The 17012-nt window shown below is 41.7% G+C and carries 15 protein-coding genes; 9 read left to right on the forward strand and 6 right to left on the reverse strand.

What is annotated here, in order from left to right:
- Window positions 1–388: 388 nt before the first annotated feature.
- Window positions 389–961, reverse strand: coding sequence for a peptidylprolyl isomerase (locus FTU01_RS11220; RefSeq protein ID WP_180054080.1), 573 nt, complete (start codon window positions 959–961; stop codon window positions 389–391).
- A 103-nt stretch (window positions 962–1064) separates the two neighbouring features.
- Between FTU01_RS11220 and FTU01_RS11225 the strand changes: the two genes are divergently transcribed.
- Window positions 1065–1736: an acetoacetate decarboxylase family protein gene (locus tag FTU01_RS11225; RefSeq protein ID WP_179993066.1), complete on the forward strand. Its 672-nt coding sequence runs from the start codon at window positions 1065–1067 to the stop codon at window positions 1734–1736.
- A gap of 45 nt (window positions 1737–1781) precedes the next feature.
- Here FTU01_RS11225 and FTU01_RS11230 read toward each other — a convergent pair whose 3' ends face one another.
- Complete coding sequence (locus tag FTU01_RS11230; RefSeq protein WP_180139120.1) at window positions 1782–2852, reverse strand: alpha/beta hydrolase; 1071 nt, start codon at window positions 2850–2852, stop codon at window positions 1782–1784.
- Between the two features lie 213 nt (window positions 2853–3065).
- Between FTU01_RS11230 and FTU01_RS11235 the strand changes: the two genes are divergently transcribed.
- The 6 genes from FTU01_RS11235 (at window position 3066) to FTU01_RS11260 (ending at window position 9006) form a co-directional block, all read left to right on the forward strand.
- Window positions 3066–3560, forward strand: coding sequence for a hypothetical protein (locus tag FTU01_RS11235; RefSeq protein WP_180025579.1), 495 nt, complete (start codon window positions 3066–3068; stop codon window positions 3558–3560).
- Window positions 3561–4285: 725 nt separating this feature from the next.
- A complete protein-coding gene (grpE, locus tag FTU01_RS11240; protein WP_166138659.1) occupies window positions 4286–4834 on the forward strand; it encodes a nucleotide exchange factor GrpE in 549 nt (182 codons plus the stop codon).
- A 154-nt stretch (window positions 4835–4988) separates the two neighbouring features.
- Complete coding sequence (gene dnaK, locus FTU01_RS11245; RefSeq protein ID WP_104426786.1) at window positions 4989–6929, forward strand: molecular chaperone DnaK; 1941 nt, start codon at window positions 4989–4991, stop codon at window positions 6927–6929.
- A gap of 118 nt (window positions 6930–7047) precedes the next feature.
- Window positions 7048–7491, forward strand: coding sequence for a hypothetical protein (locus FTU01_RS11250; protein WP_180139123.1), 444 nt, complete (start codon window positions 7048–7050; stop codon window positions 7489–7491).
- A gap of 120 nt (window positions 7492–7611) precedes the next feature.
- Entirely contained in the window at window positions 7612–8517 is a 906-nt protein-coding gene (locus tag FTU01_RS11255) for a matrixin family metalloprotease (RefSeq protein WP_034171331.1), read from the forward strand.
- Window positions 8518–8628: 111 nt separating this feature from the next.
- Window positions 8629–9006: a hypothetical protein gene (locus tag FTU01_RS11260; RefSeq protein WP_162835342.1), complete on the forward strand. Its 378-nt coding sequence runs from the start codon at window positions 8629–8631 to the stop codon at window positions 9004–9006.
- 60 nt (window positions 9007–9066) lie between these two features.
- On the opposite strand, the gene erpA is transcribed toward FTU01_RS11260, so the two are convergent.
- The 4 genes from erpA to FTU01_RS11280 form a co-directional block, all read right to left on the reverse strand.
- A complete protein-coding gene (gene erpA / locus FTU01_RS11265; protein ID WP_004780362.1) occupies window positions 9067–9402 on the reverse strand; it encodes an iron-sulfur cluster insertion protein ErpA in 336 nt (111 codons plus the stop codon).
- 116 nt (window positions 9403–9518) lie between these two features.
- Window positions 9519–10532, reverse strand: coding sequence for a putative solute-binding protein (locus FTU01_RS11270; RefSeq protein ID WP_180018435.1), 1014 nt, complete (start codon window positions 10530–10532; stop codon window positions 9519–9521).
- 194 nt (window positions 10533–10726) lie between these two features.
- Entirely contained in the window at window positions 10727–11737 is a 1011-nt protein-coding gene (locus tag FTU01_RS11275; RefSeq protein WP_004780360.1) for a putative solute-binding protein, read from the reverse strand.
- A 254-nt stretch (window positions 11738–11991) separates the two neighbouring features.
- Complete coding sequence (locus FTU01_RS11280; RefSeq protein WP_159124291.1) at window positions 11992–12996, reverse strand: putative solute-binding protein; 1005 nt, start codon at window positions 12994–12996, stop codon at window positions 11992–11994.
- Between the two features lie 211 nt (window positions 12997–13207).
- On the opposite strand from FTU01_RS11280, the gene FTU01_RS11285 reads away from it, so the two are divergent.
- Entirely contained in the window at window positions 13208–15151 is a 1944-nt protein-coding gene (locus FTU01_RS11285) for an ATP-binding cassette domain-containing protein (RefSeq protein ID WP_180070371.1), read from the forward strand.
- Window positions 15152–15455: 304 nt separating this feature from the next.
- Window positions 15456–16619, forward strand: a complete 1164-nt coding sequence (locus FTU01_RS11290; protein WP_159124281.1) for a zinc-dependent alcohol dehydrogenase — start codon at window positions 15456–15458, stop codon at window positions 16617–16619.
- The last annotated feature ends 393 nt before the right edge of the window (window positions 16620–17012 follow it).

Consider the following 17012-nt stretch of genomic DNA (forward strand, 5'->3'; position numbering starts at 1 on the left):
ATTTTCTGACAAATATTTCTCAAATAAACTTCGAGTAATTTCTACCATTCAATCAATGAAAATAATTTCGATCAATCAACCAGTAAAAATCCACACAAGTTGTTCTTCATAATCTCTTAATGATCTTTCTAACATCTCGTCAATGCCAGAAGCTGGACTTTGATAAACTTAACAACTCAACGCTTCGCGTTTCGTTCGTTTCCGTCTATCTCGTCGGTATGAGCTCATTATAGGGCAATTTCCTACACAAGCAAGTGCTTTTAACGCACACCAATCATGACTGTTTCATTTTTATGCACCAAATTAGTTCATTTTCCTACCAATTGTTACATAAGTTCATAATATTCCAAAGAAAATATAAACAAAACATTTATGTTTTATTTTTCACTTACTTTTTCACGCTTGGTGCTTTAATGGTCACACTGTTGATTTTCACAGCTGTTTTCGGAACATCCTGATGCATGCCATAGTTCTGAGTAGGTACTTGAGCGATCTTATCGACTACTTCAATACCTTTAGTGACCCGCCCAAATACTGCATATCCAGCATTTCTTGGTGAACGATCCAGAAAACTGTTATCTACCAAGTTAATAAAGAACTGCGCTTTCGCCGAATTAGGGTCGTTGGTACGTGCCATGGCCAAAGTGCCACGTTTGTTTTGCAAACCATTATCTGATTCATTCTTGATTGAAGCTTTATTATTGGCTTTTTCCTGCATGTTGAGATCAAAGCCTCCGCCCTGAATCATGAAACCAGGAATGACCCGATGGAAAATGGTTCCTGTATAGAAGTTGCTTTTGACATATTCTTCAAAGTTTTTCACCGTAATCGGTGCTTTGTCATTAAAGAGTTCAATTTCGATATTACCGGATGAGGTCTTCATCTCGATCAGGGTATTGGCAGCAAAACTTGGCAAGCTAAATGCGATCAACGCGATAGCAGATAATGATTTTTTTAACATTTTTTAACTCATCTACTGATAAAGAAAGGTTGAGATTCACAACATATTAATCTTTCATGACTAATAATGCAGTGACCTGCCGACTAAAGACAAGAGAATAATAATGAGCCATGCATTACTACAGGAGAAAAGCGTCCATCAATTTCCGCCCTGGCATTTGCAGGGGGAGGGTTTTATTCTAAATTACTGGATTACCCCTCATTTCATTCGTGAATTTCAAAGTTTTCGGATTGCGCCATCTCCACTCGGCCGTGTCGTTCAGGTTCTATTAGTGCGCTATCATCATTCTCCTGTGGGCCCTTATGATGAATTGCTCATTATGGATCATCCTTTAATTAGCAGACGGCGTCTTTCGACTATTCCGAAAATTTATGTCTCTACTCATGAATCTATTGTGCATGGTCAGCACTTGTGGGGTATTCCTAAAGAATATGCAGAGTTTGACTGGCAAGAACAGGGACAGGAAACGATTTGCCGCATTACTTATCGTGAGCAAAGCATGACGCTTCGTCTTAAAAAACCTAAATCTCCTCGTTCTTTCTATTTAAATAGTCATCATCTTCCAAGCTCCATGCTAAAAATCCGGCAAACCTGGAAATCCCAGCATTATCAGTTTAGCCCTCAATTCCGGGGTTATTTATCCAAGCTCATTCAAGCAGAGTGGCAAGATACTCAGGATATATTCCCAGATTTTTCTAAAGCTAAATATTTACAAAGCTTTTATGTACCTAAATTTAATTTAGTCTTTCCAGAAGCCAAGATCCATAAAAAATAAAAAAGGTGTTTCACGTGAAACACCTTTTTTACATCTATTTTTGAATCAGATCTTTTTATCCAGGAATTTACGGAAATTCTTGCTGAGTTCAATAACCTGCTTTTTCGAACGTTTATGAATTGGGGTCAGATTGATAAAACCATGTGCCTGATCCGTATATTCCCGATAGTACACTCGTACCCCATTCTCACGTAACTTCAGAGCATAGATTGAACCCTCATCATGCAACACATCATGACGGGCGGTAATCACATAGGCAGGCGGTAGATTCTTCAGTTCACCATAGGTCGGTGAAATCAGCGGATCGTCCAGTTCGACCTGATGTGTTTCAGCATATAGCTTGGTCACCAGATCAATATCCTGAGCTGAAAGTACCAGGCCCTGATTGTATGCATAAAAAGAAGGATGGCGGCTTTTAAAATCGACAGCCGGGTAAAGCAATAACTGTGCGCGAGGTGCATAGATTTTATCGGCACTCCGCTGCGCAACCACTGCCGCCAGATTTCCACCTGCACTATCCCCGGCCACTACAATCTGGTTTTTATAGATTTTCAGCTGCTTAATGTTTTGATGTACCCAAGCCAGAGCATCTTCACAGACCTGTACCATCTGCAAAGGACTGTATTCGGGCGTTAGCGGATAAGCCACGCTGAGTACCTGCACCTTGGCATGCACCGCCAATAAACGGCAGAACTCATCATGCGTATCCAGACCACCCACTATAAATGCACCACCATGATAGAAAATGACCATCGGCAATTTTTTCTGTGGTGCCGGATGATAATGTCGGGCAAAGATAGTGCCATTTTGCAATGGCAAACGCAGATCCTCGACTGCCTTGACCGGCGTCGGTTTCGCCTGAATAGCTTTCATGCGTTCATCAAACAGTTGACGTGACTGCACCGCATCTTCACTAATAAAACTGTGCTCTCCCTGTTTAATCTGAATCGCCATCAAGCATTTTATATAAGGATCCAAATCAGGATAGCCATAAGGATAATCCAATGCTTTTACCAGACGTTCTTGTGCAAAGCTCGGCAGGCAATCCAGCAAGCGTGCTGCAGTGCCCTGCCCCTTATCCATTACAAATTTTGTGACCGGATTATTCACACCCATGAGTTTTCATCCTTTTCCCATAATTCTTCATTTTTTCTACATGATTAGGGTTTTAGTGACCATATTCTTATATAAGTCTTAATATCAATGTACATAGATCATCTGCCAAATACGCTAACCTGAATTTAATCAGATGTCATTGACAGTTTAAGTGAGATTTTTACAGCACTTTTGCGACTTTGATGTAGAAGTCTGTATAAAAGGAGATAGCTTATGGCGATAAGAATAATAACGGTATCCTTAGCCACTGCATTTTTAGCCGTAGGCTGTGTGGCTTTTCCTGATGATGGTTATTATGACGGACGTTATGACCGTCGCGATCGAGGTTATGACTATCGTTATGATCAAGACCGCCGCTATGACCGGCAACGCTGGGAATATGAACAGCAACGTAAGAGGCTGGAACTGGAACGGCGCAAAAATATTCAGCAGCGTAACTGGGAACAGGAACGTCGTCGGCAAATAGAACTGGATCGTCGTAAAACTCAACTGGAACGACAACGTCTGGAACAGCAACGCAAGAATCTGAGTAACCAGCGTCAGAAACAGGCCCAGGCCGAACGTAAACGTCGCCAGCAGCTGGAACAACGTAAAAAAGTGGCAGAACAGCAGCGTAAACGGGTTCAGCAAAACCGCTCCAATAATCCACGCTGGAATGATCAGCGACGTAAACAGGAACAGCAGCGACCACGTAATCGTCGTGATTAGGCAGAATATAAATAAAAAGAGAGGCCCTGATTTAGATCAGGGCTTTTTTTATGGACTCGGTTTTATGGTTTTGATCTCATTCCAGTTATTTTCTTTGAATAGAAGAAATGTTTTTACTCAACACAGCCTTGATGAAGATGATCCCATTTTATAAGTCGAAAACCGTAGCAAATTTCAGGCAAAAAAAAGGCTTATCTAGAGAAAAGATAAGCCACGAAAACACATTTCTAAAAAAAGAGAAGAAACTACAGCGATAGAATCTGAAATGAATAATATAGCGTTGCTCATTTTTTGTGTAATACTTTATTGCTTAGTTATTAATCGCTTTTATGTCTAAAAAATAATCTGGACAAAAAAAAGCCGGACCATGTGTGAGGGATCCGACTGGAAAAAACAGCTTAAAAAATAAGGCAACAGCAACCTGGTTCAGCTCTCTCCTCAGAACAAGGTCGCTGTTAATGACACTATGATGCACCGGTCTTAAAAATATTTAAAACAGATAAAAATTATTATTTCTATCTAAAAATACGATGCTACATTTATGAAAGTCATTAAATCTAAATAAATCCTAAAATTAATCTGTACTTGTGCTTGAATTTTTTGCCCCTGCCCCGATTTCTTTAAATAATTAAAAATTTCAATCATGGCAGTTCAGTATTAACGCAGTTAACTCTGACGCCCAAGGACTGTACATGTTTAAGAATCCATTTAAACGGAGTAAATCAATGGCAACTGAGCAGAACGAACAAGCTCAAGATCTTGAGCAAGAGCAAGCGACACAAGAGGTAGAGCAAACTCAAGCTGAACCTGAGCAAGTAGAAGTTACCGTTGAATCTTTACAAGAGCAGATTGCACAACTTGAAGGTGACTTAAAGTTAGAAAAAGCACGCACTGCCAATGCAGTTTACGAAGCACAAAAAAGTGTAGAACGTATCCAGCGTGAATCAGAAAAGCATAAAGACACTGTTCTGGAAAAGTTCTCTAAAGAACTGCTAGATACAGTAGATAACCTGGAGCGCGCGATTGTTGCTGCAGGGGAAGAGCAGGGCCCATTACGTGAAGGTGTAGAACTGACGCTGAAAGCGTTGCTCAATACACTAGAGAAATTTGGTGTAGTCGCAGTTGATACCGCAAATGGTTTTAATGCTGAATTGCATCAGGCAGTCGGTATTGATCCAAATGCCAAATCTAATGAAATCGGTACAGTCTTGCAAAAAGGCTATGCCCTCAATGGTCGTTTATTACGTCCTGCAATGGTCATGGTTGGCGCTTAAGCTAAATAAATCGGGAGTTTGTGAAATTTTTTCTAAAAATTTACTTGAAAAAAATTGAACGGCTCTCATATCGGATAACAAGTAAATCCCTTTTAATTTCCCTTTGTTAAAGGGAAAAATTTGGGAATAAAAGAATTTTTGAGGAAACATCCAAATGGCTAAAATCATTGGTATTGACTTAGGTACTACAAACTCATGTGTTGCAGTACTTGAAGGCGACAAAGTTAAAGTTATCGAAAACGCTGAAGGCGCACGTACAACTCCATCTATTATTGCGTACAAAGATGGCGAGATCCTTGTTGGTCAATCAGCTAAACGCCAAGCGGTAACCAACCCTAAAAACACATTATTCGCGATCAAACGTCTGATCGGTCGTCGTTATGAAGACCAGGCAGTACAAAAAGATATCGGTCTGGTTCCTTACAAAATCCTGAAAGCTGACAATGGCGATGCTTGGGTTGAAGTAAACGACAAGAAACTTGCTCCACAACAGATCTCTGCAGAAGTTCTGAAAAAAATGAAGAAAACTGCAGAAGACTACCTGGGTGAAACAGTCACTGAAGCGGTGATTACTGTTCCTGCTTACTTCAACGATGCACAACGTCAAGCAACTAAGGATGCAGGTAAAATTGCAGGCCTAGAAGTTAAACGTATCATCAACGAACCAACTGCTGCGGCGCTTGCGTTCGGTATGGACAAGAAAGAAGGCGACCGTAAAGTTGCGGTATACGACTTGGGTGGTGGTACATTCGACGTTTCAATCATTGAAATTGCTGACCTTGATGGTGACCAGCAAATCGAAGTGTTATCAACTAATGGTGATACCTTCCTTGGTGGGGAAGACTTCGATAACGCATTGATCGACTACCTGGTTGAAGAGTTCAAGAAAGAACAAAACGTTAACTTGAAGAATGATCCACTTGCGTTACAACGTCTGAAAGAAGCAGCTGAAAAAGCAAAAATCGAGCTTTCTTCTTCTAACGCAACTGAAATCAACCTTCCATACATCACTGCAGATGCGACTGGTCCTAAACACTTAGTGATCAACGTGACTCGTGCAAAACTTGAAGGTTTAGTGGCTGATCTTGTAGCTCGTACCATTGAGCCTTGTAAGATTGCGCTGAAAGATGCTGGTCTTTCAACTTCTGACATCTCTGACGTAATTTTGGTAGGTGGTCAGTCTCGTATGCCACTTGTACAACAAAAAGTACAAGAATTCTTCGGTCGCGAGCCACGTAAAGACGTGAACCCGGACGAAGCAGTCGCAATGGGTGCTGCGATCCAAGGTGCGGTATTGTCTGGTGATAAAACTGACGTACTTCTTCTTGACGTAACTCCACTAACTCTTGGTATTGAAACCATGGGTGGCGTGTTGACTCCAATCATTGAGAAAAACACGACGATTCCTGCGAAGAAATCTCAGGTGTTCTCAACTGCTGCGGACAACCAGCCTGCTGTAGACATTTCAGTTTACCAAGGTGAACGTAAAATGGCTCAACAAAACAAATTGTTGGGTAACTTCCAGTTAGGCGACATCCCACCTGCTCCACGTGGTGTGCCACAAATTGAAGTATCGTTCGACATCAACGCGGATGGTATCTTGAAAGTATCTGCGAAAGATAAGAGCACTGGTAAAGAGCAATCTATCCAGATCAAAGCAAACTCAGGTTTGTCTGATGCTGAAATCGAAGCGATGATCAAAGATGCTGAAGCGAATGCTGAAGAAGACCGTAAGTTTGAAGAGCTTGCAAAAGCACGTAACGAAGCGGATGCGCTAGTCTCTTCTGCTCAAAAAGCAGTAAAAGATCTTGGCGAACAAGTGACTGCTGACGAAAAAACTGCAATCGAAACTGCGGTTTCTGAGTTAGAAGCGTCTACGAAAGAAAATGATGTTGAAGCAATCAAAGCGAAAACTGAAGCATTGCAAAACATTATTATGCCGATCACTCAACGTGCTTATGAAGCAGCTCAAGGCCAAGGCGGTGCACAAGGTTTCGATCCTAATGCATTTCAAGGCGGCGAAGGCCAAGCTCAAAAAGCAGATGACGGTGTAGTTGATGCTGAATTCACTGAAGTAAAAGATGACAAAAAATAATTTGTCACTTTGAGAAAAAGACCGCATTTTATGCGGTCTTTTTTTTGCTCAATGCATAGGCAATAGAATGTTTTTTAATTAAACTATAATGAAATAAATAACTTAAAAATAAAAACGTATGCAGAATTTTATTAAGCTTTTTCTTCTGGCTTCCGGGCTTGCGATCATGCTGCTCTACCCGATGGGCAATCTGCTTCTGATCTTACCGCCGAATGTGGTACTAGCACCTTTTAATTACCTGCAAACTTTCGGAATTGAAGCTTCTTTTTCCTTGGGTTTCCTGATTGCTATCATTGTATTACTGATCCTGGCTGTACCTCAGCGTTACCCTTCCGGAAAAGGTTTTATCATTCTAGCTATTGGATTGCTGAGCTATATTATTTTCCAGATCTTTAAATCTGAAATCACGCTGTATGCCTTTAATCACCAAACCAGACATTCCTATAACCTGAAATATTTAATTGAATTTATGATCTTCTTATTGAATGGTATAGGCCTTGGTTTTATCTATCATTCCAATATGCCAAGACAGATTGAACAGTGGAAAGGTAAAAAATCATAATCTGACCTGAACAGAACCGTGCATAAGCACGGTTTTTTATTGCCACTTTTTATCGCTCTGACGCTAGGATTTTGCTGGTTTTTTAGCTACATTGAGCCAAACAATATTTAAAAAAACACTATGCGTCTTTTAAGCTTTCTGGGGATTGTCGTTTTCATTGTGTCACTGTTTTTGTATCTACAAACCAAGACCCATCCACAATTAAAATTTAATTCCCTGGCTGACCGTTTGACCCATCCTTTTGATACGCGCCTACGTTTCCGGATTGACCAAGTCGATCCCGGTTTTGGCTTGACCCGTGATGAGGTCATTCAATTAAGTCAGGAAGCTATTCAGATCTGGCATGAAGGAACCAATCGCGATGATCTGATGGTCTATGATGAGAATGCTCAGCTGGCCATTCAACTGATTTATGATCAACGCCAACAGGACTATGAAGCCTTTAAAAAGGTTGAAAAAAAGTTACTTGCCGATGAAGCCAGATATCAGCGTGAAGTCAGCAATCTGCAAGTTTCACAGAAAAATCTGGAAGATCAGCAGCAACGACTGATCCAGCAAAAAAGTCAGCTTGAGTTTGAATTTCAAACTTTATTGCAACGCCGTCAACAAGCCAGCTCATCTGCCGAGCGTGAACAGCTTCAGTATGAGATGGAAATGCTCAAGCCTAAACTGGAAAGTTTTAAGCGCGAATATGCCTATCTTCAGGAACAGCTATCTTCATTTAATCAGCAAGTTTCTGTTCATCAAAACAGTGTGCAAAGCCATCAGCGAAATATCCAGCAGGCCCAGCAGCGTTTTCCCCCACGCCAGTTTCATAAGGGTATTTTTATGGGAGATAAGATCCAGATTTACCAGTTTGATGCCAAAGATGATTTACGTTTAACTTTGGCACATGAGCTGGGCCATGCCTTGGGTCTCTATCATCATAATGATCCGGAAGCCTTAATGTATCCTGTATTGGGTGAACAGAATCTGCAAGATTTCAAACTACGCCCGGCAGACAAGACCCTATTGTATACCCGATAACATTCAGGTTTTAATTCCCTATATTATTTATGTGTTTAGGCTAGTAAAAATACAACTTGGTTTCATTTCATGTTATTGTGAAGAACAGTAGGACGTCTTAGGCCAACTTTCTTGGAGATTCATGTGAGTTACTACCATATTTTAATTGAAGTAAATGACCACATTAGTACGATTGATGAAACCCGTGATATCGAGATCTTTGATATCGAGGATATTCAACCTTATCTTCATTCAATTTTGCTGCCTTATTTCAATGAACAGCTGATCGAGCTGGATGATGAAAATCTTGAATTTAAGGATATTTTGCATCTGCAAGTGAAACAGACTTTGTTACCGATCAATGACTTGATTGAGGAAGAACAGCGTCTGTTGCCGAGTGATACGGACATTACCATTACAGCCTACGAGATATTTAATAACCGCGAACTGAGTCAGGATGTCACTACAGTGATTTTTGACCTGCTTGAAGCGGTCAAACTGGAAAGCTAAGCTTTCTTCAGATATAAAAAAGTCCTCATATGAGGACTTTTTTATTCAACTTGATAGGTATTAGATCGAGAATGAAGATCCACAACCACAGGTCGTGGTCGCATTCGGGTTTTGTACCACAAAACGTGAACCTTCCAGACCTTCAACATAGTCAACCACTGAACCGACCAGATATTGATAGCTCAGAGAATCGACCAGCATTTTGACATCGCCATTGACGAATTCTGCATCATCTTCATTTTGGCTTTCCGCAAAGTTAAAGCCATAAGAGAAACCTGAACAACCGCCACCGGTGACATACACACGGAGCATTAAGTCTTGGTTACCTTCACTGTCACGCAACTGGCGTACTTTATTTGCGGCATTGTCGGTGAGCACAAGCGCTTGAGCATTCATGGCGGATTCCTCTGTTGAATGGAATGTCTTTAAAAAGAAAAGACCATATTTCAAGTATAACACACTCAATATATGGTCAGTCTGTACAGATTAAAAGTCAAATCAGAGTAATTTTATCAGGATTGTTTATAGTTCTCATCCTGTAATGCACATTCGAAGTTTTTCGGATTTTGCTTGCAGCGGAATTGCCAGAGTAACTTCATCATGCGTTTATCATAAATACCCCGTTTGGTCAGATCAATCCGCGAATCACGCATCAGCTTTTGGTAACCTGGCTTATCTGCTTCAGGAATATCCATCCAGTATTTAGAGGGAATATCTGCCTTCATTTTACCCAAAATTCCAAAAGCACGTGGTAACTGGCTTTTCACCCATTCACGTGATTTTTGTCCATATCCTGCCGGGAATTTATCTGGACGAATAATAATATTACCGGTGACCTGCAATACCGGATAATTCACAATAGCACCCTTGCTACCCAAACCTTTATGCAGTTCTAGCGGTTTAAATACAGCAGCCGGCGCGCCAATAATATCGACCTGACCATTGTTAAATTTAGAGCCAAAGTTGGTCACATCGGCGCTGACTGCCTGTGCACCCACTTGTTGAACCATGATTTTTTGTGCTTCGTCATAGTCAAGTACAGCAATTTTTTTACCTGCTGCTTTTGCAACAGTATTAATACTCCGGTCATTGACCATCAGGAAGGCATCGCCTACCGGAATTACCCCTGCGACTTCATACTTGCCTTGAACCATGAGCTTGGCAAAGGTCGGACTCGCCAGGCCTTGCATAACTTTTACCGCCAGGTTCAGATCAGGAATTGCACCAATCGCATCGAGTGAACCAGTAAAACGGTTGAACTGACGGCCACGCATACCAGTGACACTGATCCCGTCACATTTACCAGCTTTAAAATCTTCTGCGACGACAGCTTCATTGGTATTTACCCTGAGCTCGATATCAGCACCCCAGTTTTTTGCAGCCAGCTGATAGTCTTTCATTACAGCATAAACGTCACCATTTTTGCCGACCAGATCAAATACACATACCACCTGTTTAGCCTGAGCCAGACCTGAAACTGCCGCGAGTGCTGCACCTACAGCCAGGGCTTTCCATCCTCTCTGCATCATTTTGCTTTCCTTGATTGCCTTGTTTTTGTTATCTGCTTTAAGTGCTACATGTTATTGTTTTTTATACTAAACATGAAAGCATTATTTTTAATCAGCTTAACTGCTTTACCGTGATCTGCAATGGCAGATCTGACTTTGTTTAATATAAAAAAAGCTTAGATAAATCTAAGCTTTTTTCCTTAAAAATCAAATTATTCGCCAGAAAGTGAACATTCAAAGTTGGCCTTATCGACAGAGCAACGTGCACGTTTCAATACCGACATCATGCTGGCATCATAGATTCCACGCTTGGTCATATCCATACGTCCTTCACGTAATAACTTCTGGTACTTGGTTTTGTCTTCCGCGCTCAGATTCAGCTTATATTTCGCTGGAATACCGGCTTCCAGACGATTAATCATCGCCATGCTCTTAGGCAGATTTTTAATGAACCAGTCACGAGACTTCTGGCCAAAACCGGCTGGGAATTTCTCCGGACGGATCACAAAGTCAGAGGTAACATGCAGTACCGGGAAGTTAAACATCGCACCGCTATTGCCCAGACCTTTATAGATTTCGAGTGGCTTGTACGCATACGCCGGTGCGCCCACCATATCGACTTGGCCATTATTAAACTTGGCCACGAAGTTGGATACATCAGACACTACAGCCTGAGCACCTACACGTTGAACCATGATTTTTTGCGCATCATCATAGCCAAGAACAGCAAACTTCTTGCCTGCCGCTTTTTCAATGGAGTTAATGTTTTTGTCACGTACAAAGATAAAAGCTGAACCTAATGGCGCAATCCCGGCCACCTCATATTTTTTACCGCCCATGGTCGTAACCATTTTAGCGGCATTACGCTTATCCAAAGCGAAGCTAATCGCACGCTGTGCAATGGCATTACTTGGAGCACCACCTAAGGCATCGATTGAACCGGCAAACTTGTTGTATTGACGGGCACGCATGGCGGTCATGAATACACCATCACATTTGCCAGCCTTAAAGTCATTGTCAGCGACGGCCTCATCCTGACGGGCGATCAGATTAATATCTGCGCCCCAGCCTTTTGCTGCCAGCGCCCATTCCTGAGCCATCTGGAAAGACTCGCCAGATTTACCAAGTAGGTCAAACACACAGATATCGACCTTTTCTGCATGTGCCACACCTGCAAAACCAAATGCAGAAAATGCAGCCAATGATAAGAGTGTTTTTTTCATTTTAGTTATCCTTTGAAATCTTGTTGTTAGCTGAGTGTCCGTACACGCGTCAAATATTAAGCAAATTTATTTCAAAAAAATAGAGCATTTACTCCAGATAAAAGCGGCTTTTTGGCCTATAAAGATAAATCAGTTTTTCTTGATTTCTTTTATCTTATTTTTTTATAAATATATCAGTATCTTAATATTTTAACTTGGCTACTTTGAATTACATTTCATTCGCTGTAGTTACAAAGATATACATGATTTTAAAACTATTCACCACTAATTGAGCATTCGAAATTGGTTCTTTCCACAGTACAGCGTGCCCGTTTTAATACCGTCATCATGCCAGCATCATAGATGCCCTGTTTGGTTAAATCCATACGCCCTTCACGCAGAATTTTCTGATAACTGACCTGTTCCTCACGACTCAGGTTCAGAACATATTTACGCGGGATTTCTGCTTCCATACGTTTCACCATCGCGAAGCTACGGGGTAACTGCTTAACAAACCATTGTCGGGAATTGGCTGCAAACTGTTCCGGAAATTTATCTGGTCGAATAATCAGATCTGCTGTGACATTTACCACCGGAAAGTTAATCATGGCTCCTTTCTGGCCCAACCCTTTAGTCACTTCGAGAGGTTTAAAGGCATAAGCGGGCGCTGCCACTATATCCACTTCACCCTGATTAAATTTACGAATGAAATTGGAAATTTCCGAATTCACCGGTACGGCTTCTACCCGGTTCACCATAATCGTTTGGGCATAGTCATAATGTAGAACTGCAAACTTCTTGCCTTTAATATGTTCCAGCTTGTTCATATTACGATCACGGACAAAAATATAAGCAGGACCAATCTGGCCAATACCGGCTACTTCAAATTTTTCCTTGCCAATCTGAGTGGTCATGCGCTTGGTATTACGCTTATCCAGCACATAACTCACCGCTTTCATGGCAATGTCATTATTAGGAACGCCGCCAATGGCATCAATGGAGCCTGCAAATTTGTTATAAGCTCGCGCGCGCATGGAGGTCATATAGAAGCCATCGCATTTTCCGGCTTTGGCATCCTGATCGACTTTGGCTTCATCCTGATAAGCAATCAATTGAACCGTAGCCCCCCACTGCTTGCTGGCTAATGCCCATTCTTCCAGCAGTTTGAAGGATTCACCCGATTTTCCCAGTAAATCAAATACACAGACATTGACTGGGGCAGCATGTGCACTCGAAGCCCATAGGCCCAGTGCAGATAAAATTAAAAATCCTTTTTTCATTTTTATTCTACTCAATATTATTATGAGCCTTGATGGCTCTATCTTTCGGTTTTTAAACAAAATAGAGTATTTACTCAAAATATAGTTCATCATATATGAATCTATAAATTTTTAAAGCCTGAACAGGATAAGCTGCAACGAAGATTTTTTGTTTTCTTCCGGCTTTCCATTAGAATAGCGGCATTCTCTTTTGCTCTTGTTAGTAAGTTCAATGATTCAGTTAGACCAAGTTTCGTTACGCCGTGGTGGGCGAGTGTTATTTCAAAAAGCCTCCATGCAGCTTCATCCCGGCTGGAAAATTGGTTTAACCGGCGTGAATGGCGCAGGAAAATCAACCCTGTTTGCGGCTCTTTTAGGTGAGCTCAGTGCAGATGAAGGTTCACTAACCCGTCCATCCGTGTGGACCGTAGCGCATATGGCTCAGGAAATTAAAGCACTAGATATGCCGGCCATTGATTTTGTTCTGTCAGGCGATGAAGAGTATTGGGATATACAGGCCAAACTTGCGCATCCAGAACAGCTGTCCGATGCAGAACTGGCACAGCTACATGGCCGTTTCGACGAGATTCATGGCTATTCTGCACCATCAAAAGCAGCTCAGTTAATGGCCGGTCTGGGCTTTATGGATCATCAGATCCGTCTGGATGTTTCCAGTTTTTCAGGCGGTTGGCGGATGCGACTGAATTTGGCCCGTACCCTGATGAGCCGTTCCGACCTGCTATTACTCGATGAACCAACCAACCACTTGGATCTGGATGCGATCTTGTGGCTCGAAGATTGGTTAAAGGCGTATGAAGGCACTTTAGTGCTAATTTCGCATGACCGTGATTTTCTGGATGCTGTGACGGATCATATTCTGCATATCGAAAATCAGGAACTCACCCTCTATACCGGCAATTATTCAACTTTTGAAGTGACCCGTAGTGAACGTCTGGCGCAACAGCAACAAGCCTTTGAGAAACAGCAGGAAGCCCGGGCACATTTACAAAAATTTATTGACCGTTTTAAAGCCAAAGCGACCAAAGCACGTCAGGCCCAAAGTCGGATCAAAATGCTGGAGCGCATGCAGGATCTCGCCCCTGCTCATGTGGATACACCTTTTACCTTCAGTTTCCGTGAACCGACCAAAATGAGTTCACCACTTCTGGCCTTGGAACAGGCGGAAATTGGTTATGGCGATAAATCGATTGCCAGCAAAATTAACCTGCAAATCACCCCAAATTCTCGCATTGGTTTACTGGGAATGAATGGTGCGGGTAAATCAACCCTAATCAAAACCTTAGTCGGAGATTTGCCTTTATTAAATGGTCAACGTAAAGCCTCAGAATTACTCAATATCGGTTATTTTGCTCAGCATCAGATGGATGCTTTGGATGCTAATGCCAGCCCAATGCTACAACTGGCACGTATCGCCGATCCAAAAATCAGTGAAGCTTCTTTACGCTCTTTCCTCGGCAGTTTCGGTTTTAGCGGTGAGCGCATGGATACCCCATGTGAGAGTTTCTCTGGGGGTGAACGTGCACGTTTGGCTTTGGCTTTAATTGTTTGGCAGCGTCCAAATGTACTGATTCTGGATGAACCGACAAACCATCTGGATCTGGATATGCGCCATGCCCTGACTATGGCTTTGCAGGATTTTGAAGGTGCGGTGGTACTCGTTTCGCATGAACGTCAATTGATTGCGACAGTATGTGATGAATTGCTGTTAGTACATGCCGGACGTTGTACCGAATTTGAGGGTGATTTGCAGGACTATGCCAAATGGTTACGTGAAGCGCGTCAACAGCAGATCAATGCACAGAATGCCTTAGCCAAAGCACAGGTAGTAGAAACAGAAGCTAAACCTGTGGTGGTAGCCAAAGTAGATAAGGAAGCACAGCGCAAACTGGCCGCTCAGCGTCGTGAGCAGACTCGTCCGATTCGCAAGAATATCGAAAAATGCGAAGCGCAAATTGACAAGTTACAACCGCGTCTGGCAGAAATTGAAGAATTGCTGGCAGATAGCGCTTTATATGAAGCTGCACGTAAAGATGACTTGCTGAAACTTATGAACGAGCAAACTGAACTGAAACAGAAACTGGAAACTGCCGAAGAGCAAATGCTAGAACTGATGATGGAGCTAGAAAGTTTGGAGCAATCTTTTCAGGAAGGTTAAGTTTTAAACCTTGATTCAAATCTTAGAGATTAGCTGCAACTGGAGCTAATCTCTTTTTTATACTTTTTATATATTGCTCTCTCCATCTTTTCCCTGATTTTTTTATCGAAACCGTTTTTTGACATATTTTGTAGTGAATTACGCAAATCCTATATAAGTTTATTTTTTAAACACTCGGATGTCTTATTTCATACATTAATTTACAGCGATTTCTTGGCGCATAAGGCTCTAATAAAAGTGTTTTTTATTTTTGGTAGCCTTGATACGAGTCTGTTTAATGTTGAACTAGAGAGAGGAAATCCGCATGCGTGCTCTTACCTATCATGGTGCTCGGGATGTACGAGTTGAATCCGTTCCAGATCCAGTGATTCAGGAACCAGATGACGTCATTTTAAGGGTGACAGCGACTGCCATCTGTGGCTCAGATCTGCATCTATACCGGGGTAAAATCCCGGCCACTGAAGATGGCGATATTTTCGGCCATGAATTTATGGGAATTGTAGAAGAAGTCGGCCCTGAAGTCACAGAAGTCAAAAAAGGCGACCGGGTAATTATTCCTTTCGTGATTGCATGTGGTCACTGTTTTTTCTGTGAACATGAACTGATGGCTGCCTGTGAAAATACCAATACTGGCCGTGGTGCAATTATCAATAAGAAACAAATTCCACCAGGTGCGGCTCTGTTTGGTTATAGCCATTTATATGGCGGTGTACCAGGCGGACAGGCTGAATATGTTCGTGTGCCTAAAGGTAATGTGGGCCCATTTAAAGTGCCAGGATCATTACCGGATGAAAAAGTCCTGTTTCTGACTGATATCTTGCCTACTGCATGGCAGGCTGTAACCAATGCCCAGGTCACTCGCGGCTCCAGTGTTGCGATTTATGGTGCTGGTCCAGTTGGTTTACTGTCGGCTGCCTGCGCACGTATGCTGGGTGCCGAACAGATCTTTATGGTCGATCACCACCCTTACCGTCTGCGTTTCGCCCATCAAACTTATGGTGCAATTCCAGTGAATTTTGATGAAGTCGATGCAGCTGAATATATTATTCAGAATACTGCCGGTCATCGTGGTGTTGATGCCGTCATTGATGCGATTGGTTTCGAGGCCAAAGGCAGTTTGCTTGAAACTGTGATGACGAATCTAAAAATTGAAGGTTCGAGCGGCTTTGCCCTACGTCAATGTATCGCCGCAGTACGCCGTGGTGGTGTGGTGAGTGTGCCAGGTGTATATGCTGGTCCAATTCATGGCTTCCTGTTTGGTGATGCCTTCGATAAAGGCTTGACCTTTAAAATGGGTCAAACACATGTACATAAATTCTTGCCACAATTACTTGAATATGTAGAAAATGGCCAGCTGTCTCCAGAAGTGATTATTACCCATCGCATGAAACTGGAAGAAGCTGCTGAAGGCTATCGTATTTTCGATAAACGTGAAGAAGACTGCCGCAAGATTATTCTGACCCCATAAATACAATGGTAAAAAATAGAAAGCGCCATTAGGCGCTTTTTTTATTTTTGATCACCATTTTATAAACCGTATTTTTTTCTATTTTCAGTTTCTAAAAGCTCAGATCTATTGCCTGTTTATCAAATGAACTGGCACTAGGTCACGTGATGATCCAGCTTAAAGAAACTAAGCTATAGAAGTAAAAGTTAGAAAAATCTATAAGCCTATGATTCAGTAATAAAAAATTGAAAGTTCACTTGATTATTAAATTAATTGTGTAGTTTCACTACAGTGAAGATTTTTAGAATTAAAATATGTTCCACGCTGATTGTTAATTAAATCTACAATATCAATATAAACCATTAATTTTTAAGTTATTTATATAATTTACCATTAAAAACAGATAAAAACTCA

Source organism: Acinetobacter sp. YH12043 (genome assembly GCF_013419915.1).
Lineage (GTDB): Bacteria > Pseudomonadota > Gammaproteobacteria > Pseudomonadales > Moraxellaceae > Acinetobacter.

Excerpts from the sequence above, each read along its gene's own strand:
- FTU01_RS11230 (WP_180139120.1), bottom strand. The coding sequence starts at position 2,852 with ATGGGTGTGAATAATCCGGTCACAAAATTTGTAATGGATAAGGGGCAG.
- FTU01_RS11250 (WP_180139123.1), top strand. The coding sequence starts at position 7,048 with ATGCAGAATTTTATTAAGCTTTTTCTTCTGGCTTCCGGGCTTGCGATC.
- FTU01_RS11220 (WP_180054080.1), bottom strand. The coding sequence starts at position 961 with ATGTTAAAAAAATCATTATCTGCTATCGCGTTGATCGCATTTAGCTTG.
- FTU01_RS11285 (WP_180070371.1), top strand. The coding sequence starts at position 13,208 with ATGATTCAGTTAGACCAAGTTTCGTTACGCCGTGGTGGGCGAGTGTTA.
- dnaK (WP_104426786.1), top strand. The coding sequence starts at position 4,989 with ATGGCTAAAATCATTGGTATTGACTTAGGTACTACAAACTCATGTGTT.
- FTU01_RS11225 (WP_179993066.1), top strand. The coding sequence starts at position 1,065 with ATGAGCCATGCATTACTACAGGAGAAAAGCGTCCATCAATTTCCGCCC.
- erpA (WP_004780362.1), bottom strand. The coding sequence starts at position 9,402 with ATGAATGCTCAAGCGCTTGTGCTCACCGACAATGCCGCAAATAAAGTA.
- grpE (WP_166138659.1), top strand. The coding sequence starts at position 4,286 with ATGGCAACTGAGCAGAACGAACAAGCTCAAGATCTTGAGCAAGAGCAA.
- FTU01_RS11235 (WP_180025579.1), top strand. The coding sequence starts at position 3,066 with ATGGCGATAAGAATAATAACGGTATCCTTAGCCACTGCATTTTTAGCC.
- FTU01_RS11290 (WP_159124281.1), top strand. The coding sequence starts at position 15,456 with ATGCGTGCTCTTACCTATCATGGTGCTCGGGATGTACGAGTTGAATCC.
- FTU01_RS11280 (WP_159124291.1), bottom strand. The coding sequence starts at position 12,996 with ATGAAAAAAGGATTTTTAATTTTATCTGCACTGGGCCTATGGGCTTCG.
- FTU01_RS11255 (WP_034171331.1), top strand. The coding sequence starts at position 7,612 with ATGCGTCTTTTAAGCTTTCTGGGGATTGTCGTTTTCATTGTGTCACTG.
- FTU01_RS11275 (WP_004780360.1), bottom strand. The coding sequence starts at position 11,737 with ATGAAAAAAACACTCTTATCATTGGCTGCATTTTCTGCATTTGGTTTT.
- FTU01_RS11270 (WP_180018435.1), bottom strand. The coding sequence starts at position 10,532 with ATGCAGAGAGGATGGAAAGCCCTGGCTGTAGGTGCAGCACTCGCGGCA.